This is a genomic window from Streptomyces lucensis JCM 4490 (assembly GCF_014650035.1).
GTDB lineage: Bacteria > Actinomycetota > Actinomycetes > Streptomycetales > Streptomycetaceae > Streptomyces > Streptomyces lucensis.
On the sequence record NZ_BMUE01000024.1, the window covers coordinates 42513 to 63987 of the forward strand.

At 70.9% G+C, this 21475-nt stretch carries 16 protein-coding genes; 2 read left to right on the forward strand and 14 right to left on the reverse strand.

From position 1 onward, the window contains the following. Positions 1-10 precede the first annotated feature (10 nt). On the forward strand, positions 11-2776 hold the full coding sequence (locus IE177_RS33005; protein ID WP_190019157.1) for a fumarate reductase/succinate dehydrogenase flavoprotein subunit: 2766 nt from the start codon (positions 11-13) through the stop codon (positions 2774-2776). A gap of 43 nt (positions 2777-2819) precedes the next feature. On the opposite strand, the gene recQ is transcribed toward IE177_RS33005, so the two are convergent. After that, positions 2820-4841 (reverse strand): DNA helicase RecQ, encoded by a 2022-nt coding sequence (gene recQ / locus IE177_RS33010; protein WP_190019177.1) that lies wholly within the window; start codon positions 4839-4841, stop codon positions 2820-2822. Between the two features lie 222 nt (positions 4842-5063). Between recQ and IE177_RS33015 the strand changes: the two genes are divergently transcribed. Next, positions 5064-5651, forward strand: coding sequence for a hypothetical protein (locus tag IE177_RS33015; RefSeq protein WP_229816373.1), 588 nt, complete (start codon positions 5064-5066; stop codon positions 5649-5651). 94 nt (positions 5652-5745) lie between these two features. Here IE177_RS33015 and nuoN read toward each other — a convergent pair whose 3' ends face one another. From nuoN to IE177_RS33080, 13 genes are read right to left on the reverse strand one after another with little or no spacing between them, the layout of a single operon-like run. Further along, positions 5746-7395 (reverse strand): NADH-quinone oxidoreductase subunit NuoN, encoded by a 1650-nt coding sequence (nuoN, locus tag IE177_RS33020; protein WP_190019159.1) that lies wholly within the window; start codon positions 7393-7395, stop codon positions 5746-5748. After that, entirely contained in the window at positions 7392-8963 is a 1572-nt protein-coding gene (locus IE177_RS33025) for an NADH-quinone oxidoreductase subunit M (protein WP_190019160.1), read from the reverse strand. Before IE177_RS33025 ends, nuoN begins: the two co-directional genes overlap by 4 nt. Positions 8964-8968: 5 nt before the next feature. After that, a complete protein-coding gene (gene nuoL, locus IE177_RS33030; RefSeq protein ID WP_190019161.1) occupies positions 8969-10942 on the reverse strand; it encodes an NADH-quinone oxidoreductase subunit L in 1974 nt (657 codons plus the stop codon). Between the two features lie 15 nt (positions 10943-10957). Beyond that, the gene (nuoK, locus tag IE177_RS33035) at positions 10958-11257 is read right to left on the reverse strand and encodes an NADH-quinone oxidoreductase subunit NuoK (RefSeq protein ID WP_028420845.1); all 300 of its coding nucleotides are present in this window, start codon (positions 11255-11257) and stop codon (positions 10958-10960) included. Next, positions 11254-12099, reverse strand: coding sequence for an NADH-quinone oxidoreductase subunit J (locus tag IE177_RS33040; protein ID WP_190019162.1), 846 nt, complete (start codon positions 12097-12099; stop codon positions 11254-11256). Before IE177_RS33040 ends, nuoK begins: the two co-directional genes overlap by 4 nt. Then, positions 12096-12746 (reverse strand): NADH-quinone oxidoreductase subunit NuoI, encoded by a 651-nt coding sequence (gene nuoI, locus IE177_RS33045; protein ID WP_190019163.1) that lies wholly within the window; start codon positions 12744-12746, stop codon positions 12096-12098. Before nuoI ends, IE177_RS33040 begins: the two co-directional genes overlap by 4 nt. Further along, positions 12739-14103, reverse strand: a complete 1365-nt coding sequence (gene nuoH, locus IE177_RS33050) for an NADH-quinone oxidoreductase subunit NuoH (RefSeq protein WP_190019164.1) — start codon at positions 14101-14103, stop codon at positions 12739-12741. Before nuoH ends, nuoI begins: the two co-directional genes overlap by 8 nt. After that, positions 14100-16604 carry an NADH-quinone oxidoreductase subunit G gene (locus tag IE177_RS33055; RefSeq protein ID WP_190019165.1) on the reverse strand — a complete coding sequence of 835 codons (2505 nt, stop codon included), beginning with the start codon at positions 16602-16604 and terminating at the stop codon, positions 14100-14102. The genes nuoH and IE177_RS33055 overlap by 4 nt, the downstream gene beginning before the upstream one ends. After that, entirely contained in the window at positions 16601-17950 is a 1350-nt protein-coding gene (gene nuoF, locus IE177_RS33060; RefSeq protein ID WP_190019166.1) for an NADH-quinone oxidoreductase subunit NuoF, read from the reverse strand. The genes IE177_RS33055 and nuoF overlap by 4 nt, the downstream gene beginning before the upstream one ends. Then, the gene (nuoE, locus tag IE177_RS33065) at positions 17947-18816 is read right to left on the reverse strand and encodes an NADH-quinone oxidoreductase subunit NuoE (RefSeq protein ID WP_190019167.1); all 870 of its coding nucleotides are present in this window, start codon (positions 18814-18816) and stop codon (positions 17947-17949) included. The genes nuoF and nuoE overlap by 4 nt, the downstream gene beginning before the upstream one ends. After that, positions 18813-20153 (reverse strand): NADH-quinone oxidoreductase subunit D, encoded by a 1341-nt coding sequence (locus tag IE177_RS33070; protein ID WP_190019168.1) that lies wholly within the window; start codon positions 20151-20153, stop codon positions 18813-18815. The genes nuoE and IE177_RS33070 overlap by 4 nt, the downstream gene beginning before the upstream one ends. Next, entirely contained in the window at positions 20150-20923 is a 774-nt protein-coding gene (locus IE177_RS33075) for an NADH-quinone oxidoreductase subunit C (protein WP_190019169.1), read from the reverse strand. Before IE177_RS33075 ends, IE177_RS33070 begins: the two co-directional genes overlap by 4 nt. Then, on the reverse strand, positions 20920-21474 hold the full coding sequence (locus IE177_RS33080) for a NuoB/complex I 20 kDa subunit family protein (protein ID WP_190019170.1): 555 nt from the start codon (positions 21472-21474) through the stop codon (positions 20920-20922). Before IE177_RS33080 ends, IE177_RS33075 begins: the two co-directional genes overlap by 4 nt. Position 21475 lies beyond the last annotated feature (1 nt).

Sequence of the window (21475 nt, forward strand, 5' to 3'; positions counted from 1 at the left end):
AGGCACCCCGGTGACCACCCCCGCGCCCACTTCCACGGAGATTCCCGCCGTCACCGACGCCGAGGAGCTGTCCTGCGACGTCCTCGTCATCGGCGGCGGCACCGCCGGCACCATGGCCGCCCTGACCGCCGCCGAACGCGGCGCGGACGTCCTGCTTCTGGAGAAGGCCCACGTCCGCCACTCCGGCGCGCTCGCCATGGGCATGGACGGCGTCAACAACGCGGTCGTCCCCGGCCGCGCCGAACCCGACGACTACGTCGCCGAGATCACTCGCGCGAACGACGGCATCGTCGACCAGTCCACCGTCCGGCAGACCGCCACCCGCGGCTTCGCCATGGTGCAGCGACTGGAGGCGTACGGGGTCAAGTTCGAGAAGGACGAGCACGGAGAGTACGCGGTCCGCCAGGTCCACCGCTCCGGCTCGTACGTACTGCCCATGCCAGAGGGCAAGGACGTCAAAAAGGTCCTGTACCGGCAGCTGCGGCGGCGGGAGATGCGGGAGCGGATCCGGATCGAGAACCGGGTGATGCCGGTCAGGGTCCTCACCGCCGAGGGACGGGCCGTGGGTGCCGTCGGCTTCCACACCCGCACCGGCGCGTTCGTCACGGTCCGCGCGGGCGCGGTGGTCCTCGCGACCGGCGCCTGCGGCCGGCTCGGCCTGCCCGCCTCCGGCTACCTGTACGGCACCTACGAGAACCCGACCAACGCCGGTGACGGTTACGCGATGGCCTACCACGCGGGTGCGGAGCTGACCGGCATCGAGTGCTTCCAGATCAATCCGCTGATCAAGGACTACAACGGTCCGGCCTGCGCCTACGTCGCCAACCCCTTCGGCGGCTACCAGGTCAACCGGCACGGCGAGCGCTTCGTCGACTCCGACTACTGGTCGGGGCAGATGATGGCCGAGTTCGCCGCCGAGGTCGCGGGTGACCGGGGCCCCGTCTACCTGAAGCTCAGCCATCTCCCCGAGGAGTCGATCTCCGCGCTGGAGTCGATCCTGCACTCCACCGAGCGGCCCACGCGGGGCACCTTCCATGCGGGGCGCGGACACGACTACCGCACCCACGACGTCGAGATGCACATCTCCGAGATCGGTCTCTGCGGCGGGCACTCCGCCTCCGGTGTCCGCGTCGACGACCACGCCCGCACCACGGTCCCCCGCCTGTACGCCGCCGGTGACCTCGCCTGCGTCCCGCACAACTACATGATCGGCGCGTTCGTCTTCGGTGACCTGGCCGGCGCGGACGCCGCCCAGTACACGGCCTACACCGGCGAGTTGCCGGTGGACCAGCTGCGGGAGGCGCACGAGTTGATCTACCGTCCGCTGCGTAATCCGGACGGCCCGCCGCAGACCCAGGTCGAGTACAAGCTGCGCCGCTTCGTGAACGACTACGTGGCCCCGCCCAAGTCGGGTGCGCGGCTCTCCCTCGCCCTGGAGGCATTCGAGCGGATGCGCGCCGACATCGCCGCGATGGGTGCCCGCACCCCGCACGAACTGATGCGTTGCGCCGAGGTCACGTTCATCCGCGACTGTGCGGAGATGGCCGCTCGCGCCTCCCTGGCCCGTACCGAGTCCCGCTGGGGTCTCTACCACGACCGTCTCGACCATCCCCGGCGCGACGACGCCTCCTGGTTCCACCATCTCGACCTGCACAAGTCCCCCTCTGGTGCGATGGAGTTCACGGCCCGTCCCGTGGCTCCCTATCTGGTGCCGGTGGATGAGTTCACGCCTGTCGGCGGTCCCTCCCGGCGGCTGGGCGAGGTCCGGCCCGAGTCCGTGGCCACGGCCGGCCCGCGCGAGGTGGCTCCGGTCGCCGCCGGACCGGCCTCCGCACGCGCCGCCGGACCGGTCGAGCGGGCCGGCACCCGGGGCGCCGCCTCGCCCCGGCTCCTGCGCCTGCTGGAGCTGGCCGATTCGGAGCCTGAGCTCCCGGCGCTCGAGCCCTACTTGGCCGATTCCGACCCCGCCGTCCGGCGCACGGCCGTCTCAGTGCTCACCGAGACCGTGCCGTCCGGCACCGGGCAGGCTCTGGTCGACGCGCTCGCCGACCCCGACGCCGAGGTCCGCGCGGCCGCCGCGGCCTCACTGCGTGAACTCGTCGAGGCCCTGCCGCGGGATTCCGGTCTGGGCACCGCCCTCACCGGTGCGCTCGGCCAACCCGACCCGGTGGTCCGTGCTGCCGCCCTCGACGTGCTGCGCGCCCTGCGGCTCGGCGAGGCCGGGGTCTTCGCGGCGGCGCTGGACGATCCCGACATCGCCGTCCGTATCGAGGCCGTACGAGCGCTTGTCTCGGCCGATGCCGTCGGGCCACTGTCGGGCGCCGCGGACGATCCCTCCCGGGAGGTCCGGGTCACGGTCGCCAAGGCGCTGGCCGTCGTCGGCTCGGCGTCCCTGACCGCGTCCGACGCGGGGCTGCTCGCCGGCGCCCTGGGCCGGCTCGTTGAGGACACCGATCCGCTGGTGCGCGGTGCCGCGCTCGGCGCGCTGGCCACGACCGGCTGCTCAGCCCCGCTCACCGACCGCGCCGTGGCCGCGCTGTCGGATCCGGCGTGGCAGGTACGGTCCGGCGCCGCCACAGCCCTGTCGGCCGCGCCCTCCGGGACGGCCGTCCCGGCCCTCGCCAGGACCCTCGCCGATCCGAACGCCGACGTCCGCAAGGCGGCGGTCCTGGCGCTGACCCGGCACCGGGCCGTCGAGGAGGCGCGGGCGGCACTCGCCACGGCGACGGCGGACTCGGACGCGGACGTCAGGGCTTACGCGGCCCGGGGGCTGTAGTCCCGCGCCGTCTCACGCCCTGCCGGGTCCGGTCCGGCTGTCGCTATATCCAGTCGTCCGGCTCCGGTTCGTCCTCCGGCCCGGGCCAGTGGTCGTCCGGGCCGGCCCCCGCGTCCGCCGGGGCCGCGGCGTCCGCCGGGACCGCGGCGGGGTCCTCGTCCGGCGCGTCCAGGGCGGCCAGCACCGCGAGCACGCCTTCCCCGTACGTCGCCAGCTTCTTCTCGCCGACGCCGTTCACCGTGCCCAGCTCGCCGACCGAGGCGGGCCGCCGGGAGACGATCTCCCGCAGGGTGGCGTCGTGGAAGATGACGTATGCCGGGACGCCCTGCTCGCGGGCCTGTTCGGCGCGCCAGGCGCGCAGGGCCTCGAAGGCGGGGAGCAGGTCCGCGGGCAGTTCGGCCGCGGCGGCCCTGGCCTTGCGGTCGCCTCCCGCGGCTCCGGCCGACCGGGAGCGGGCGGCGGCCGGCTTCTTCGGTTCCTTGCGCAGGGGCACCTCGCGTTCGCCGCGCAGCACCGAGCCGCTCTCGCCGGTGAGCACCAGCGTGCCGTACTCCCCCTCGACCGCGAGCACTCCCTGGGCCAGCAGCTGGCGGACGACGCCCCGCCACTCCGCCTCGGTGAGGTCCTGCCCGATGCCGAAGACGGACAGCTGGTCGTGGTCGAACTGGATGACCTTGCCGGTGCGCTTGCCGAGCAGGATGTCGACGATCTGCATGGCGCCGAACTTCTGCCCGCGCTCGCGCTGCAGCCGTACGACCGTCGACAGCACCTTCTGCGCGGCCACCGTGCCGTCCAAGGTCTCCGGCGGGACCAGGCAGGTGTCGCAGTTGCCGCATCCCGCCGGGTCGGGGTCCTGGCCGAAATAGGCGAGGAGCTGGCCGCGGCGGCACCGGACCGTCTCGCACAGCGCGAGCATGGCGTCGAGGTGGGAGGCGGCCCGGCGGCGGAACGCCTCGTCCCCCTCGCCGGACTGGATCAGCTTGCGCTGCTGGATGACGTCGTTCAGGCCGTACGCCATCCAGGCCGTGGACGGCAGGCCGTCGCGGCCGGCCCGGCCGGTCTCCTGGTAGTAGCCCTCGATGGACTTGGGCAGGTCCAGGTGGGCGACGAACCGCACGTCCGGCTTGTCGATGCCCATGCCGAAGGCGATGGTCGCCACCACGACCAGCCCGTCCTCGCGCAGGAACCGGGACTGGTGCGCGGCGCGCGTGCCCGCGTCCAGGCCGGCGTGGTACGGCACCGCCTCGATGCCGTTGGCGGTCAGGAACTCGGCGGTCCGCTCCACCGAGTTGCGCGAGAGGCAGTACACGATGCCGGCGTCGCCCGCGTGCTCCTCCCGGAGGAAGGCGAGCAGCTGCTTCCTGGGGTCGGCCTTGGACACGATCCGGTACTGGATGTTGGGCCGGTCGAAGCTGGCGACGAAGTGGCGGGCGGCCGGCAGGCGCAGCCGCTGGGTGATCTCCTCGTGGGTGGCGCGGGTGGCCGTGGCGGTGAGGGCGATCCGCGGGACGTCCGGCCAGCGCTCGCCGAGGAGGGACAGGGTGAGGTAGTCGGGCCGGAAGTCGTGGCCCCACTGGGAGACGCAGTGCGCCTCGTCGATCGCGAAGACGGAGATCTTGCCGCGGGAGAGGAGGTCGAGCGTGGCGTCCACCCGCAGCCGCTCGGGCGCGAGGTACAGCAGGTCCAGCTCGCCCGCCAGGAACTCGGCCTCGACCAGGCGGCGCTCGTCGAAGTCCTGCGTGGAGTTGATGAAGCCGGCCCGCACGCCGAGGGCGCGCAGGGCGTCGACCTGGTCCTGCATGAGGGCGATGAGGGGTGACACCACGACGCCGGTGCCGGGCCGGACCAGGGCGGGGATCTGGTAGCACAGCGACTTGCCGCCGCCGGTGGGCATGAGGACGAGGGCGTCGCCGCCCGCCACCACGTGGTCGATGATCTCCTGCTGCTCGCCGCGGAAGGCCTCGTACCCGAAGACCCGGTGCAGTGTGGCCAGCGTCTCGCTGTCGGCCGTGCCCGGCCCCTCGGTCACTGTCGGCATGTCGCTGATCCCGCCCGTCGCGCCCATCGTCTGGTCCCCCGTCGGTCGTCCGTCGACCACTGCGTCCACCATAGGCGCCCGCGCCGACAGCGCCCGAACGTTGTCCACAGGCGCGATGCGCTTGTCATATCGGCGACCCCGCGGCCGATCAGGTGGATCGGTACGCCTCCCTGGCCCAACCCACGGGGCGCTTCCGGATGGCCGCCCGTCCCGCTCCGGGAGAGGCCGCCCGCCCCGGGAAAGGCTGCCATGAGTGCACGAGCCACCCCGCCCGCCTGCCCCCAGGAGCCTCGTCCCATGATCGCCCGCCGCCTCGCCGGAACCGCTCTCGCCCTCGTCAGCGCCCTCACCGTCTCCGCGCCCGCGTCCGCCCACGCCGGCGGCCGCGACGCCGCCGTCGACCGGCAGCTGGGCACGGCGTACGCGGCGACGGCGCGGTACAAGTACCTGCCGCTGGCGACCGACGCCGGCTACGAGCCGCACCTGTGTCTGGAGCGCCCCCAGGGGGGCATGGGCTTCCACTACTTCAACGAGTCCCTCTTCGGCTCCCTCGACCCCGCCAGGCCCGCCGGCCTGCTCTACGAGGCCACCGGGAAAGGCGGGCGCCGACTCGTCGGCGTGGAGTGGGTGGTCCCGGTCACCGGCAGGAACATGAAGCGGCCCCATCTGTTCGGGCAGGCCTTCCAGGGCCCGATGGCCGGCCACTACCCGGGCATGCCCACCCACTACGACCTGCACGCGTGGCTGTACAAGAAGAACCCCGACGGTCTCTTCCGCCAGTGGAACCCGAGGGTGAAGTGCCCTGCCTCGGCCATGAAGGGCATGTCCGGTCACTGACCAGCACGTCACCCGGCGTGCGGCGGCCCCGGTTCCCCACCCGAGCGGGAACCGGGGCCGTACGGCCGTACCGCGCGCTCGCGCGGTACGGCCGTCAGCGCACGAACACTCCCGCCTGGCTGGCCAGGTCGAGGAAGTACTGCGGCGCCACACCGAGCACCAGCGTCACCGCCACGCCCATGCCGATCGCCGCCATGGTCAGCGGTGACGGGACGGCCACGGTCGGGCCCTCCGCCTTCGGCTCGCTGAAGAACATCAGCACGATCACGCGGATGTAGAAGAACGCGGCGATCGCCGAGGAGATCACACCGACCACGACCAGCGGGGCCGCACCGCCGTCCGCCGCCGCCTTGAACACGGCGAACTTCCCGGCGAAGCCCGAGGTCAGCGGGATGCCGGCGAAGGCCAGCAGGAACACCGCGAACACGGCCGCCACCAGCGGCGACCGGCGGCCGAGCCCCGCCCACTTCGACAGGTGGGTGGCCTCGCCGCCCGCGTCGCGCACCAGCGTGACCACGGCGAACGCCCCGATCGTCACGAACGAGTAGCCGGCCAGGTAGAAGAGGACGGACGACACGCCGTCCTTCGACGTGGCGATGACACCCGCGAGGATGAACCCGGCGTGCGCGATGGACGAGTACGCCAGCAGCCGCTTGATGTCCGTCTGCGTGATGGCGACGATCGCACCGCCCAGCATGGTGACGACCGCCACCGCCCACATGACCGGCCGCCAGTCCCAGCGCAGCCCGGGCAGGACGACGTACAGCAGCCGCAGGAGCGCGCCGAACGCCGCCACCTTCGTCGCCGCCGCCATGAAGCCGGTGACCGGGGTCGGTGCGCCCTGGTAGACGTCGGGCGTCCACATGTGGAACGGCACCGCGCCCACCTTGAACAGCAGACCCATCACGATCATGGCGCTGCCGATCAGCAGCAGCGCGTCGTTGCCCATGGTGTCGGCCAGCGCCGGGTCGACGTTGGTGACGGTGCCGTCCACGACCTGGGCGATCCGCCCGTACGACACCGAACCCGCGTAGCCGTACAGCAGGGCGATGCCGAACAGGGTGAACGCCGAGGCGAACGCGCCGAGCAGGAAGTACTTGACCGCGGCCTCCTGCGACATCAGCCGCTTGCGGCGGGCCAGCGCGCACAGCAGGTACAGCGGCAGCGAGAGGACCTCCAGCGCCACGAACAGCGTCAGCAGGTCGTTGGCCGACGGGAAGACCAGCATGCCGGCGATCGCGAAGAGCAGCAGCGGGAACACCTCGGTGGTGGTGAACCCGGCCTTCACGGCGGCCTTCTCGCTGTCGCTGCCGGGCACGGACGCGGCCTGTGCCGCGAACGAGTCGACCCGGTTGCCGTGCGCCTGAGGGTCCAGACGCCGCTCGGCGAAGGTGAACAGGCCGACCAGGCCCGCCAGCACGATCGTGCCCTGCAGGAACAGTGACGGCCCGTCGACCGCGATCGCTCCCATGGCGGCGACGTGCGCCTTGGTGGTGCCGTACCCGTCGGCCGCGAGTGCGACGACCGCGGCGAAGGCGGCGCACAGCGCCACGACGGCGGTGAACACCTGGGCGTAGTAGCGGGACTTGCGGGGGACGAACGCCTCGATCAGCACCCCGACCAGGGCCGCGCCCAGGACGATCAGGGTGGGCGAGAGCTGTCCGTACTCGATCTTCGGCGCGTCGATCTTCGAGATCGGGTCGGCCGCGGTTGTCCACAGGCTGTGGACGGCTGTTGCGCTCACTTGGCCGCCTCCACCTCGGGCTTGGGGTCCTTCTTGTGTACGTCGGACATGGTCTGCTTGACCGCCGGGTTGACGATGTCCGTGACGGGCTTCGGGTAGACGCCCAGGAAGATCAGCAGCACGATCAGCGGCGCGACGACCAGCAGTTCACGCACGCGCAGGTCGGGCATCGCGGAGACCTCGGGTTTCACCGGGCCGGTCATCGTCCGCTGGTACAGGACGAGGGTGTAGAGCGCGGCCAGGACGATGCCGAAGGTGGCGATGACGCCGATCGCCGGGTGGCGGGTGAACGTGCCCACCAGCACCAGGAACTCGCTCACGAACGGGGCGAGGCCGGGCAGTGACAGGGTGGCGAGGCCGCCGATCAGGAAGGTGCCGGCGAGCACCGGGGCGACCTTCTGCACGCCTCCGTAGTCGGCGATGAGCCGCGAGCCGCGCCGGGAGATCAGGAAGCCGGCGACCAGCATGAGCGCGGCCGTGGAGATGCCGTGGTTGACCATGTAGAGCGTGGCGCCGGACTGGCCCTGGCTGGTCATCGCGAAGATGCCCATGACGATGAAGCCGAAGTGCGAGATCGACGCGTAGGCCACCAGGCGCTTGATGTCGCGCTGGCCGACGGCGAGCAGGGCGCCGTAGATGATGCTGATCAGCGCCAGTACGAGGATGACGGGCGTCGCCCACTTGCTGGCCTCCGGGAAGAGCTGGAGGCAGTAGCGGAGCATCGCGAACGTGCCCACCTTGTCGACGACCGCGGTGATGAGCACGGCCACCGGGGCGGTGGACTCCTGCATGGCGTTGGGCAGCCAGGTGTGCAGCGGCCACAGCGGCGCCTTCACCGCGAAGGCGAAGAAGAAGCCGAGGAACAGCCAGCGTTCGGTGTCCGTCGCCATGTGCAGCGAGCCGTTCGCGCGCGCCTCGGCGATCTCGGTGAGCGAGAAGTTCCCGGCGACCACGTAGAGGCCGATCACCGCGGCCAGCATGAGCAGACCGCCGACCAGGTTGTAGAGCAGAAACTTCACCGCCGCGTACGAGCGCTGCGTCGCGGCCGCCTTCTCGCCGTGCTCGTGGGCCCGGTCCCCGAAGCCGCCGATGAGGAAGTACATCGGGATGAGCATGGCTTCGAAGAAGATGTAGAAGACGAAGACGTCGGTGGCCTCGAACGAGACGATCACCATCGCCTCGACGGCGAGGATCAGTGCGAAGAAGCCCTGGGTGGGCCGCCAGCGGCGGCTGCCGGTCTCCAGCGGGTCGGCGTCGTGCCAGCCCGCGAGGACGATGAACGGGACGAGCAGGGCGGTGAGCGCGACCAGCGCCACCGCGATGCCGTCGACACCCAGCTCCCAGCGCACCCCGAAGTCGCTGATCCAGGCGTGCGACTCGGTGAGCTGGTAGCGGGCGCCGTCCGGGTCGAAGCGGACCAGGACGACGACCGCCAGGGCGAGCGTGGCGAGCGAGACGACCAGCGCCAGCCACTTGGCGGCGGTGCGCCGTGCGGCCGGTACGGCGGCCGTGGCGACGGCCCCGAGGGCCGGGAGCGCCGCCGTCGCTGTCAGCAGAGGAAAGGACATCGGTATCAGACCGCCCTCATCAGCAGGGTCGCGGCGACCAGGAGTGCCGCACCGCCGAACATCGAGACCGCGTAGGAGCGGACGAAGCCGTTCTGGAGCCGGCGCAGCCGGCCGGACAGGCCGCCGAACCCGGCCGCCGTGCCGTTGACGACGCCGTCGACCAGGGTGTGGTCGACGTACACGAGCGAGCGCGTGAGGTGCTCGCCGCCGCGGACCAGGACGACGTGGTTGAAGTCGTCCTGGTAGAGGTCGCGGCGGGCCGCGCGGGTGAGCAGCGAGCCGCGCGGGGCGAGGGCCGGGACGGGCTTGCGGCCGTACTGGGCCCAGGCGATGGCGACACCGACGACCAGGCACACCATGGTGGCGCCGGTGACGGTGGCGGCGCTGAGCGGGGAGTCGCCCTCGCTGTGCCCGGTGACCGGCTCCAGCCAGTGCAGGAAGCGGTCGCCGAGGCTGAAGAAGGCGCCGCCGAAGACCGAGCCGACTGCCAGCACGACCATCGGGATCGTCATGATCTTCGGGGACTCGTGCGGGTGCGGCTCGCCCGTCGCGGCGGCGGCGTGACCGGACGCGGCCCCGCCCTGGTGCGCCGCGGCGGGCTCGGCGCTCGGCTCCTCGGGGGAGCGCGTGGGCCGGTCGCGCCAGCGCTCCTCCCCGAAGAACGTCATCAGCATCACGCGCGTCATGTAGAAGGCGGTGATGGCCGCGCCCAGCAGGGCGGCGCCGCCGAGGATCCAGCCCTCGGTGCCGCCCTTGGCGAAGGCGGCCTCGATGATCTTGTCCTTGGAGAAGAAGCCGGACAGGCCGGGGAAGCCGATGATGGCGAGGTAGCCGAGGCCGAAGGTGATGAAGGTGACCGGCATGTACTTGCGCAGGCCGCCGTACTTGCGCATGTCGACCTCGTCGTTCATGCCGTGCATGACCGAACCCGCGCCGAGGAACAGTCCGGCCTTGAAGAAGCCGTGCGTGACGAGGTGCATGATCGCGAAGACGTAGCCGATCGGGCCGAGGCCGGCGGCCAGCACCATGTAGCCGATCTGCGACATGGTCGAGCCGGCCAGCGCCTTCTTGATGTCGTCCTTCGCGCAACCGACGATCGCACCGAACAGGAGCGTGACCGCGCCGACCACGGTGACCGCCAGCTGGGCGTCCGGGGCGGCGTTGAAGATGGCTCCGGAGCGGACGATCAGGTAGACGCCCGCGGTCACCATCGTCGCGGCGTGGATCAGGGCCGAGACCGGGGTCGGGCCCTCCATGGCGTCCCCGAGCCAGGACTGCAGCGGCACCTGGGCCGACTTGCCGCAGGCGGCGAGCAGCAGCATCAGGCCGATGGCGGTGAGCTTGCCCTCGGAGGTGTCACCGGTGTGGCTGAGGACCGGGCCGAAGGCGAAGCTGCCGAAGGTGGTGAACATCAGCATGATCGCGATCGACAGGCCCATGTCGCCGACGCGGTTGACCAGGAAGGCCTTCTTCGCGGCCGTGGCGGCGCTGGGCTTGTGCTGCCAGAAGCCGATCAGCAGGTAGGAGGCGAGGCCGACGCCTTCCCAGCCGACGTACAGCAGCAGGTAGTTGTCGGCGAGGACGAGCAGCAGCATCGCCGCGAGGAACAGGTTCAGGTAGCCGAAGAAGCGGCGGCGCCGCTCGTCGTGCTCCATGTACCCGACCGAGTAGAGGTGGATCAGCGAGCCGACGCCGGTGATCAGCAGCACGAACGTCATCGACAGCTGGTCGAGGCGGAAGGTGACGTCCGCCTGGAAGCCGCCGACCGAGATCCACGTCCACAGGTGCTGGGTCAGCGTGCGGTGTTCGGCGTCCTTGCCGAGCAGGTCGGCGAAGAGGATCAGGCCGAACACGAAGGAGGCGGCCGACAGGAACGTGCCGATCCAGTGGCCGACGGCGTCCAGCCGCCGGCCGCCGACCAGGAGGACGGCCGCTCCGAGCAGTGGCGCCGCGATGAGCAGCGCGATCAGGTTCTCCACGATTCTTCCGACCCCTTACAGCTTCATCAGGCTGGCGTCGTCGACCGAGGCCGAGTGGCGGGTACGGAACAGCGACACGATGATCGCGAGGCCCACCACGACCTCCGCGGCGGCGACGACCATCGTGAAGAAGGCGATGATCTGGCCGTCGAGGTTGCCGTGCATCCGGGAGAAGGCGACGAACGCGAGGTTGCAGGCGTTCAGCATCAGCTCGATGCACATGAAGACCACGATGGCGTTGCGCCGGATCAGGACGCCGGTCGCTCCGATCGTGAACAGCAGGGCGGCGAGGTAGAGGTAGTTGACCGGGTTCACTTCGACGCCTCCTCGGGCCGCTTGAACGTCGCCGGTTCGATCGCCGTGCGCTCCAGGCGTTCCTCCGCGCGCTGCTCCAGCGCCCGCAGGTCGTTGAGCGCCTCCGCGGACACGTCACGGATCTGGCCGCGCTCGCGCAGCGTCTTGCTGACGGTCAGCTCCGAGGGGGTGCCGTCGGGCAGCAGGCCGGCGATGTCCACGGCGTTGTGCCGGGCGTAGACACCGGGGGCGGGCAGCGGCGGGACGTGCTTCCCCTCGCGGACGCGCTGTTCGGACAGCTCGCGCTGGGTCCGGGCGCGTTCGGTGCGCTCGCGGTGGGTGAGCACCATGGCGCCGACGGCGGCCGTGATGAGCAGGGCGCCGGTGATCTCGAAGGCGAAGACGTACTTGGTGAAGATGAGGGACGCGAGGCCCTCCACGTTGCCGTTCGCGTTCGCCTGGCCGGTGCCGTTGAACTCGGTCAGGGAGGCGTTGCCGATGCCCGCGAACAGCAGCACACCGAAGCCGATACCGCACAGGAGGGCCAGCCAGCGCTGGCCCTTGATGGTCTCCTTGAGCGAGTCCGCGGCCGTGACGCCGACGAGCATCACCACGAACAGGAACAGCATCATGATCGCGCCGGTGTAGACGACGATCTGCACGATGCCCAGGAAGTAGGCGCCGTTGGCGAGGTAGAACACCGCCAGGACGATCATGGTGCCGGCCAGGCACAGCGCGCTGTGCACGGCCCTCCTCATGAAGACGGTGCACAGGGCGCCGACCACCGCGACGGTGCCGAGGACCCAGAACTGGAAGGCCTCACCGGTGGAGGTGGTGTAGGCGGCGAGATGCTGTGCGGTCATCGCCCGATCACCTTCTCCGAGGCGGGCTCGTCCTCGCCGGAGGTGGACGCCGCCTCCTGCGGGGCCTCCCCCTTGGACACGGCGACCTGCTGGACCGTGCCGGGGGCGGCCTGCGTGACCAGGCCCCGGTAGTAGTCCTGTTCGTCCGTGCCGGGGAAGATCGCGTGGGGTGTGTCGACCATGCCGTCCTCGAGACCGGCGAGCAGCTGCTCCTTGGTGTAGATGAGGTTGGCGCGGCTGGAGTCCGCCAGCTCGAACTCGTTGGTCATCGTCAGCGCGCGTGTGGGGCACGCCTCGATGCACAGCCCGCACAGGATGCAGCGGGCGTAGTTGATCTGGTAGACGCGGCCGTACCGCTCGCCCGGCGAGTACCGCTCCTCGTCGGTGTTGTCGGCGCCCTCCACGTAGATGGCGTCGGCGGGGCAGGCCCAGGCGCACAGCTCGCAGCCGACGCACTTCTCCAGGCCGTCCGGATGGCGGTTGAGCTGGTGCCGTCCGTGGAACCGCGGAGCGGTGGTCTTCTTCTGCTCCGGGTACTGCTCGGTCAGCCGCTTCTTGAACATGGCCTTGAAGGTCACGCCGAAGCCGGCCACGGGGTTCTGGAAACCGGGCTTGGACTGCCCGGCCTCCGTGGGCTCCTCAGCCATCGGACGCCTCCTTTCCATCCGTAGATCCGTCACTGACAGTGTCCGGTCCGCCACTGACGATCAGCTCCCGCTCGCGGCGCGGGCGGCGCCTCGGGACCGGGGGCAGCTCCTGTCCGGGCATCGGCGGGACCGGGAATCCGCCGGCCATCGGGTCGAAGCCGGGCTGCTGGGGGGCGGGCTGCTCCGCCGTCCTCGCCTTCTCGCGGAACATGTCGGCGACGAAGGAGAGCAGCAGCAGGGCGAGGACACCGCCGCCGACGTAGAGGGCGATGTCGGCGAAGTCGTAGTTCTCGTTGCGCAGGGCCCTGACGGTCGCGACGAGCATCAGCCAGGTCACCGAGACCGGGATGAGGACCTTCCAGCCGAGCTTCATCAGCTGGTCGTAGCGGACCCGCGGGAGGGTGCCGCGCAGCCAGATGAAGAAGAACAGCAGCAGCTGGACCTTGACGACGAACCAGAGCAGCGGCCACCAGCCGTGGTTCGCGCCCGCCCAGAAGCCGCTGACCGGCCAGGGTGCGCGCCAGCCGCCGAGGAAGAGGGTGGTCGCGACGGCGGAGACCGTCACCATGTTCACGTACTCGGCGAGCATGAACATCGCGAACTTGATGGACGAGTACTCGGTGTTGAAGCCGCCGACCAGGTCGCCCTCGGACTCCGGCATGTCGAAGGGGGCGCGGTTGGTCTCGCCGACCATGGTGACGATGTAGAGGATGAAGGAGACCGGCAGCAGCAGGATGTACCAGCGGTCCTGCTGCTGCTCCACGATCGTCGACGTCGACATCGACCCCGAGTAGAGGAACACGGAGGCGAACGCGGCGCCCATGGCGATCTCGTAGGAGATCATCTGCGCGCAGGAGCGCAGACCGCCCAGGAGCGGGTAGGTGGATCCGGAGCTCCAGCCCGCCAGCACGATGCCGTAGATGCCGACGGAGGCGACCGCGAGGATGTAGAGCATCGCGATCGGCAGGTCGGTCAGCTGCATCGCGGTGCGGTGACCGAAGACCGAGACCTCGTTGTCGGCCGGGCCGAAGGGGATCACCGCGATCGCCATGAAGGCCGGGATGGCCGCGACGATCGGTGCGAGGACGTAGACCACCTTGTCCGCGCGCTTGACGATGACGTCTTCCTTGAGCATCAGCTTCACGCCGTCGGCCAGCGACTGGAGGAGTCCCCAGGGGCCGTGCCGGTTGGGGCCGATGCGCAGCTGCATCCAGGCGACGACCTTGCGCTCCCAGACGATGGAGAACAGGACGGTCACCATCAGGAAGGCGAAGCAGAAGACGGCCTTGACGACGACCAGCCACCAGGGGTCGGTGCCGAACATCGAGAGGTCTTCAGCGGCGAGGTACGGGCTCATGCCTCCACCTCCTTGGGGGCGTCTTCGGCGAGTGCCGCCGGGCCGATGCGGACGAGGGAGCCGGGCTGCGCGCCGGTGTCGGAGGCGACGCCCGCGCCGGCGGAGTTCAGCGGGAGCCACACCACCCGGTCGGGCATGTCGGTGATCTGAAGGGGCAGTTCGGCCGTGCCGGCGGGGCCGGTGACGGTGAGGAGGCCGCCGTCGGCGATGCCCACCTCGGCGGCGGTCGCGGCCGACACGCGCGCGCGTGCGGCGTGCCGGGTGCCGGCGAGCGCCTCGTCGCCCTCCTGCAGCACGCCCTGGTCGAGCAGCAGCCGGTGCCCGGCGAGCACGGCCTCGCCGACGGCCGGGCGGGGCAGTACGCCCGCGGGTTCCGTGGGGTCGGAGGCGCGCGCGCCTTCCCAGGGGCCGAGCCGGTCGATCTCCGCGCGCGTGGTGCGCAGATCCGGCAGGCCGAGGTGCACGTCCATGGCGTCGGCCAGCATCTGCAGCACGCGCGCGTCGGTGGGCGCGAGGCGGCGGGTCATCTGCTCCGGCTTGAGCGCGGCCTCGAAGAAGCGCACCCTGCCCTCCCAGTTGAGGAAGGTGCCCGCCTTCTCGGCCGCCGCGGCGACCGGCAGGACGACGTCGGCGTGCTCGGTGACCTCGCTGGGCCGCAGTTCCAGCGACACCAGGAAGCCGACGGCCGCGAGCGCCTCACGCGCGCGTGCCGGGTCGGGCAGGTCGGCGACCTCGACACCGGCGACGACGAGCGCGGACAGTTCGCCCGCCGCGGCGGCCTCGACGATCTGGTGGGTGTCGCGGCCGTAGCGCGCCGGCAGTTCGGCGAGCCCCCAGACGGCGGCCACCTCCTCCCGCGCGCGCGGGTCGGTCGCCGGGCGGCCGCCCGGCAGCAGCGACGGCAGTGCGCCCGCCTCGATCGCGCCGCGCTCGCCGGCCCGGCGCGGGATCCACACCAGCTGCGCGCCGGTCGCGGTGGCGGCGCGTACGGCGGACGTGAGCCCGCCGGCCACCGAGGCGAGCCGCTCGCCGACGACGATGACCGCGCCCTCGGTGCGCAGCGCCTCGGCGGCACGGGCGCCGGGCTCCTCCAGGCCGGTGCCGCTCGCGAGGGCGTCCAGCCATTCGGTCTCGGTGCCCGGAGCGGCCGGCAGCAGTGTGCCGCCTGCCTTCTCCAGACCGCGCGTGGCGTGTGTGGCCAGCGCGAACACCCGCTGCTTGCGCTTGCGCCACGCCTTGCGCAGCCGCAGGAAGACGCCGGGTGCCTCCTCCTCGGACTCGAAGCCGACCAGCAGGACGGCGGGCGCGTTCTCCAGGGAGGTGTGGGTGACGCCCCTGCCGTCGAGGTCGCGGCCGTGGCCCGCGACGCGGGACGCCAGGAAGTCGGCCTCCTCGCCGCTGTGCACGCGCGCGCGGAAGTCGATGTCGTTGGTGTCGAGTGCCACGCGCGCGAACTTGCTGTAGGCGTAGGCGTCCTCGACGGTCAGCCGGCCGCCGGTGAGGACGCCGGCCCGGGAGCGGGCGGCGCTCAGGCCGCGCGCGGCCGCCTCCAGTGCCTCGGGCCAGGAGGCGGGCTCCAGGACGCCGTCCGCGTTGCGCACCAGCGGTGTGTCGAGGCGGTCCCTGGTCTGCGCGTACCGGAACGCGAAGCGTCCCTTGTCGCAGATCCACTCCTCGTTGACCTCGGGGTCGTCGGCGGCGAGCCGCCGCATGACCTTGCCGCGCCGGTGGTCGGTGCGGGTGGCGCAGCCGCCGGAGCAGTGCTCGCAGACCGAGGGCGAGGAGATGAGGTCGAAGGGGCGGGAGCGGAAGCGGTAGGCCGCCGAGGTGAGCGCTCCGACCGGGCAGATCTGGATCGTGTTGCCGGAGAAGTACGACTCGAACGGGTCGCCCTCACCGGTGCCGACCTGCTGGAGCGCGCCGCGCTCGATCAGCTCGATCATCGGGTCGCCGGCGATCTGGTTGGAGAAGCGGGTGCAGCGGGCGCACAGCACGCACCGTTCGCGGTCGAGCAGCACCTGGGTGGAGATGGGCACGGGCTTCTCGTAGGTGCGCTTCTTGCCGTCGAAGCGGGATTCGGCGTTGCCGTGCGACATGGCCTGGTTCTGCAGCGGGCACTCGCCGCCCTTGTCGCAGACCGGGCAGTCCAGCGGGTGGTTGATGAGGAGCAGCTCCATCACCCCGTGCTGGGCCTTCTCGGCGACCGGCGAGGTGAGCTGGGTCTTCACCACCATGCCGTCCGTGCACGTGATGGTGCAGGACGCCATGGGCTTGCGCTGGCCCTCGACCTCGACGATGCACTGGCGGCAGGCGCCGGCCGGGTCCAGCAGGGGGTGGTCGCAGAACCGCGGGATCTCGACGCCGAGCTGTTCGGCGGCCCGGATGACCAGGGTGCCCTTGGGCACGCTGATCTCGATGCCGTCGATCGTCAGCGTGACGAGGTCCTCCGGCGGGACCGCCGCCTCTCCGCCACCGGCGGGGGCGTTCGTGGTCACGGTCATGCGTTCACCTCCGGGCGGTCGGCCCAGGCCGTCGACTTGGCCGGGTCGAAGGGGCAGCCCCGGCCCGTGATGTGCTGCTCGTACTCCTCGCGGAAGTACTTCAGCGAGGAGAAGATCGGGGACGCGGCGCCGTCGCCGAGGGCGCAGAAGGACTTGCCGTTGATGTTGTCGGCGATGTCGGCGAGCTTGTCGAGGTCGGACATGGCGCCCTTGCCGGCCTCGATGTCCCGCATCAGCTGCACCAGCCAGTACGTCCCCTCGCGGCAGGGTGTGCACTTGCCGCAGGACTCGTGGGCGTAGAACTCGGTCCAGCGGGTCACCGCCCGCACCACGCAGGTCGTCTCGTCGAAGCACTGCAGGGCCTTGGTGCCGAGCATGGAGCCCGCGGCGCCGACCCCTTCGTAGTCGAGGGGGACGTCGAGGTGCTCGTCGGTGAACATCGGCGTCGAGGAGCCGCCGGGTGTCCAGAACTTCAGCCGGTGCCCGGGCCGCATGCCGCCGCTCATGTCGAGGAGCTGGCGGAGCGTGATGCCGAGCGGGGCCTCGTACTGGCCGGGGCTCGCGACGTGGCCGCTGAGCGAGTAGAGCGTGAAGCCCGGGGACTTCTCGCTGCCCATCGACCTGAACCAGTCCTTGCCGTTTTTCAGGATGGCGGGAACCGACGCGATCGACTCGACGTTGTTCACGACAGTGGGACAGGCGTAGAGGCCTTCCACCGCAGGGAAGGGGGGACGAAGCCGCGGTTGGCCACGGCGGCCTTCGAGCGAGTCGAGCAGTGCGGTCTCCTCACCGCAGATGTACGCGCCGGCGCCGGCGTGCACGGTGAGTTCGAGGTCGAGTCCGCTGCCCAGGATGTTCTCGCCGAGGTAGCCCGCCGCGTAGGCCTCGCGCACGGCCTCGTGCAACCGCCGCAGAACGGGGACGACCTCGCCACGCAGGTAGATGAAGGCGTGCGACGACCTGATGGCGTAGCACGCGATCACGATGCCCTCGATGAGGCTGTGCGGGTTCGCGAAGAGGAGCGGGATGTCCTTGCAGGTCCCGGGCTCCGACTCGTCGGCGTTGACAACCAGATAGTGCGGCTTTCCATCGCCCTGCGGAATGAACTGCCACTTCATTCCGGTCGGGAATCCCGCGCCGCCGCGCCCGCGCAGACCGGATTCCTTGACGTAGGCGATCAGGTCGTCGGGTGACATGGCGAGCGCCTTGCGCAGGCCCTCGTACCCCTCGTGCCTCCGGTAGACGTCCATGCTCCAGGACCGGTCCTCGTCCCAGAAGGCCGACAGCACGGGTGCGAGCAGCTTCTCGGGGCTCGTGTCCTTGAGTTCGGCTGCCACGGTCATCACTCCCCCTCCTCTGCGGTGGGCCCTGCGGGGTGGGCCGGGTCGGAGGCCGATGTGTCCTGCGGCGCGTCATGGGAACTGAGGTGCTCGGCCGGCGACGGCTCGTGCACCCGGTCCTGCGGTTCGTCGTGCGGGCCGCCGTCGCGCGGGTGGACCACGCGCGCGGGTGCGGCCTCTCCCTTCGCCAGGTGGAGGCCGACCAGTGACGCGGGTCCCGCGCTGCCGCTCTCCTCGACGGCCCCGGGCCGCTCGTCGGGGAAGCCGGCGAGGATCCGCGCGGTCTCCTTGAAGGTGCACAGGCGCGCCCCGCGCGTGGGCTGTACGGGCCGTCCCGCGCGCAGGTCGTCGACCAGGCGCTTGGCGCTGCCGGGGGTCTGGTTGTCGAAGAACTCCCAGTTGACCATGACGACCGGCGCGAAGTCGCAGGCCGCGTTGCACTCGATGTGCTCCAGGGTGACCTTGCCGTCGCCGGTGGTCTCGCCGTTGCCGACGCCCAGGTGCTCCTGGAGGGTCTCGAAGATCGCGTCGCCGCCCATCACCGCGCACAGCGTGTTGGTGCAGACGCCGACCTGGTAGTCGCCGGAGGGCCTGCGCCGGTACATGGTGTAGAAGGTCGCGACCGCGGTGACCTCGGCCGTGGTCAGGTCCAGCATGTCCGCGCAGAACCGCATGCCGGTGCGGGTGACGTGGCCCTCCTCCGACTGCACGAGGTGGAGCAGCGGAAGCAGGGCGGACCGGGAGTCGGGGTAGCGCGCGATCACCTCGCGCGCGTCCGCCTCCAGCCGGGCCCGGACGTCGTCCGGGTACGCGGGTGCGGGCAGTTCGGGCATGCCCAGGCTGACGCCCCGCTCCGAGGAACTGGTGGTCACCGGTCGACGCCTCCCATCACGGGGTCGATGGACGCGACGGCGACGATGACGTCGGCGACCTGGCCGCCCTCGCACATCGCCGCCATGGCCTGCAGGTTGGTGAAGGACGGGTCGCGGAAGTGGACCCGGTAGGGGCGGGTGCCGCCGTCGGAGACGGCGTGTACGCCTAGTTCGCCCTTGGGGGACTCGACGGCCGCGTAGGCCTGTCCCGGCGGGACGCGGAAGCCCTCGGTGACCAGCTTGAAGTGGTGGATCAGGGCCTCCATGGAGGTGCCCATGATCTTCTTGATGTGGTCGAGGGAGTTGCCGAGTCCGTCCGGCCCGAGGGCGAGCTGGGCGGGCCAGGCGATCTTCTTGTCGGCGACCATGACCGGGCCGGCCTGGAGCCGGTCCAGGCACTGCTCGACGATCCTGAGCGACTGGTTCATCTCCTCCAGGCGGATCAGGAAGCGGCCGTAGGCGTCGCAGGTGTCGGCGGTCGGGACGTCGAAGTCGTACGTCTCGTAGCCGCAGTAGGGCTGTGTCTTGCGCAGGTCGTGCGGCAGGCCGGTGGAGCGCAGGATGGGGCCGGTCGCGCCGAGGGCCATGCAGCCGGCCAGGTCGAGGTAGCCGATGTCCTGCATGCGGGCCTTGAAGATGGGGTTCCCGGTGGCGAGCTTGTCGTACTCCGGGAGGTTCTTCTTCATCTTCTTCACGAACTCGCGGATCTGGTCCACCGCGCCGGGCGGCAGGTCCTGGGCGAGTCCGCCGGGCCGGATGTACGCGTGGTTCATGCGCAGGCCCGTGACCAGCTCGTAGATGTCGAGGATCATCTCGCGGTCACGGAACCCGTAGATCATGATCGTGGTGGCGCCCAGCTCCATGCCGCCGGTGGCGATGCACACCAGGTGGGAGGAGAGGCGGTTCAGCTCCATCAGGAGCACCCGGATGATCTTGGCGCGCTCGGTGATCTGGTCCTCGATGCCGAGGAGCTTCTCGACGGCGAGGCAGTAGGCGGTCTCGTTGAAGAAGGACGTCAGGTAGTCCATGCGCGTCACGAACGTGGTGCCCTGCGTCCAGGTCCGGTACTCGAGGTTCTTCTCGATGCCGGTGTGGAGGTAGCCGATGCCGCAGCGGGCCTCGGTGACCGTCTCGCCCTCGATCTCGAGGATCAGGCGAAGCACTCCATGGGTGGACGGGTGCTGGGGACCCATGTTGACGACGATGCGCTCGTCGTCCGCGCGGGCCGCGGACTGGACGATCTCGTCCCAGTCGCCACCGGTGACCGTGTAGACGGTGCCCTCGGTGGTCTCGCGTGCCGAGGCGGCGGAGGCCGCGGATGCTGACTGCGTGCTCACGAGTACGACCTCCGCTGGTCCGGAGCCGGGATCTGGGCGCCCTTGTACTCGACGGGGATGCCGCCGAGGGGGTAGTCCTTGCGCTGCGGGTGGCCCTGCCAGTCGTCGGGCATCATGATCCGGGTCAGGGCCGGGTGACCGTCGAAGACGATCCCGAAGAAGTCGTAGGTCTCGCGCTCGTGCCAGTCGTTGGTCGGGTAGACGGAGACCAGGGACGGGATGCGCGGGTCGCCGTCGGGGGCGCTGACCTCCAGGCGGACCAGCCGGTTGTGGGTGATCGAGCGCAGGTGGTAGACGGCGTGCAGCTCGCGGCCCTTGTCCTGCGGGTAGTGGACGCCGCTGACGCCGGTGCACAGCTCGAAGCGCAGGGCCGGGTCGTCGCGCAGGGTGCGGGCGACGCGGGGCAGGTGCTCGCGTTCGATGTGGAAGGTCAGCTCGCCGCGGTCGACGACCGTCTTCTCGATGGCGTTGCCGGGGAGGAGTCCCTGTTCCTCCAGGGCGCCCTCCAGTTCGTCGGCGACCTCGTCGAACCAGCCGCCGTAGGGGCGGGTAGCCGGTCCCGGGAGGCGGACGGAGCGGACGAGGCCGCCGTAGCCGGAGGTGTCGCCGCCGTTGTTCGCGCCGAACATGCCGCGCTGGACGCGGATCTCCTCGCCGCCCTGGCCGCGCTGGCCGGGGAGGTTGGAGGCGGAGAGGTCCTTCTCGGGGTTCACGCCGTTCGCGGGGCGGTCCGCCCCGTCGGCGCCGTTGGTGCCGTTCGCGTCGCTCACCGCAGCAGCCCCTTCATCTCGATCGTGGGCAGGGCCTTGAGCGCCGCCTCCTCCGCCTCGCGGGCCGCTTGCTCGGCGTTCACGCCGAGCTTGGAGGACTGGATCTTCTGGTGGAGCTTGAGGATCGCGTCCATCAGCATCTCGGGCCGGGGCGGGCAGCCGGGGAGGTAGATGTCGACCGGGACGATGTGGTCGACGCCCTGGACGATCGCGTAGTTGTTGAACATGCCGCCCGAGGAGGCGCAGACGCCCATGGAGATCACCCATTTCGGGTTGGGCATCTGGTCGTAGACCTGCCTCAGGACCGGTGCCATCTTCTGGCTGACCCGGCCGGCGACGATCATCAGGTCCGCCTGGCGCGGCGATCCGCGGAAGACCTCCATGCCGAAACGGGCGAGGTCGTAGCGGCCGGCTCCGGTGGTCATCATCTCGATGGCGCAGCAGGCCAGGCCGAAGGTGGCCGGGAAGACGGACGCCTTGCGCACCCAGCCCGCGGCCTGCTCGACGGTGGTCAGCAGGAAGCCGCTCGGCAGCTTTTCTTCGAGTCCCATG

Bases quoted from the DNA above. Each gene is read 5' to 3' on its own strand.
- recQ (WP_190019177.1), bottom strand. From the start codon at position 4,841: ATGGGCGCGACGGGCGGGATCAGCGACATGCCGACAGTGACCGAGGGG.
- IE177_RS33015 (WP_229816373.1), top strand. From the start codon at position 5,064: ATGAGTGCACGAGCCACCCCGCCCGCCTGCCCCCAGGAGCCTCGTCCC.
- IE177_RS33025 (WP_190019160.1), bottom strand. From the start codon at position 8,963: ATGTCCTTTCCTCTGCTGACAGCGACGGCGGCGCTCCCGGCCCTCGGG.
- IE177_RS33040 (WP_190019162.1), bottom strand. From the start codon at position 12,099: ATGACCGCACAGCATCTCGCCGCCTACACCACCTCCACCGGTGAGGCC.
- nuoI (WP_190019163.1), bottom strand. From the start codon at position 12,746: ATGGCTGAGGAGCCCACGGAGGCCGGGCAGTCCAAGCCCGGTTTCCAG.
- nuoH (WP_190019164.1), bottom strand. From the start codon at position 14,103: ATGAGCCCGTACCTCGCCGCTGAAGACCTCTCGATGTTCGGCACCGAC.
- IE177_RS33055 (WP_190019165.1), bottom strand. From the start codon at position 16,604: ATGACCGTGACCACGAACGCCCCCGCCGGTGGCGGAGAGGCGGCGGTC.
- IE177_RS33080 (WP_190019170.1), bottom strand. From the start codon at position 21,474: ATGGGACTCGAAGAAAAGCTGCCGAGCGGCTTCCTGCTGACCACCGTC.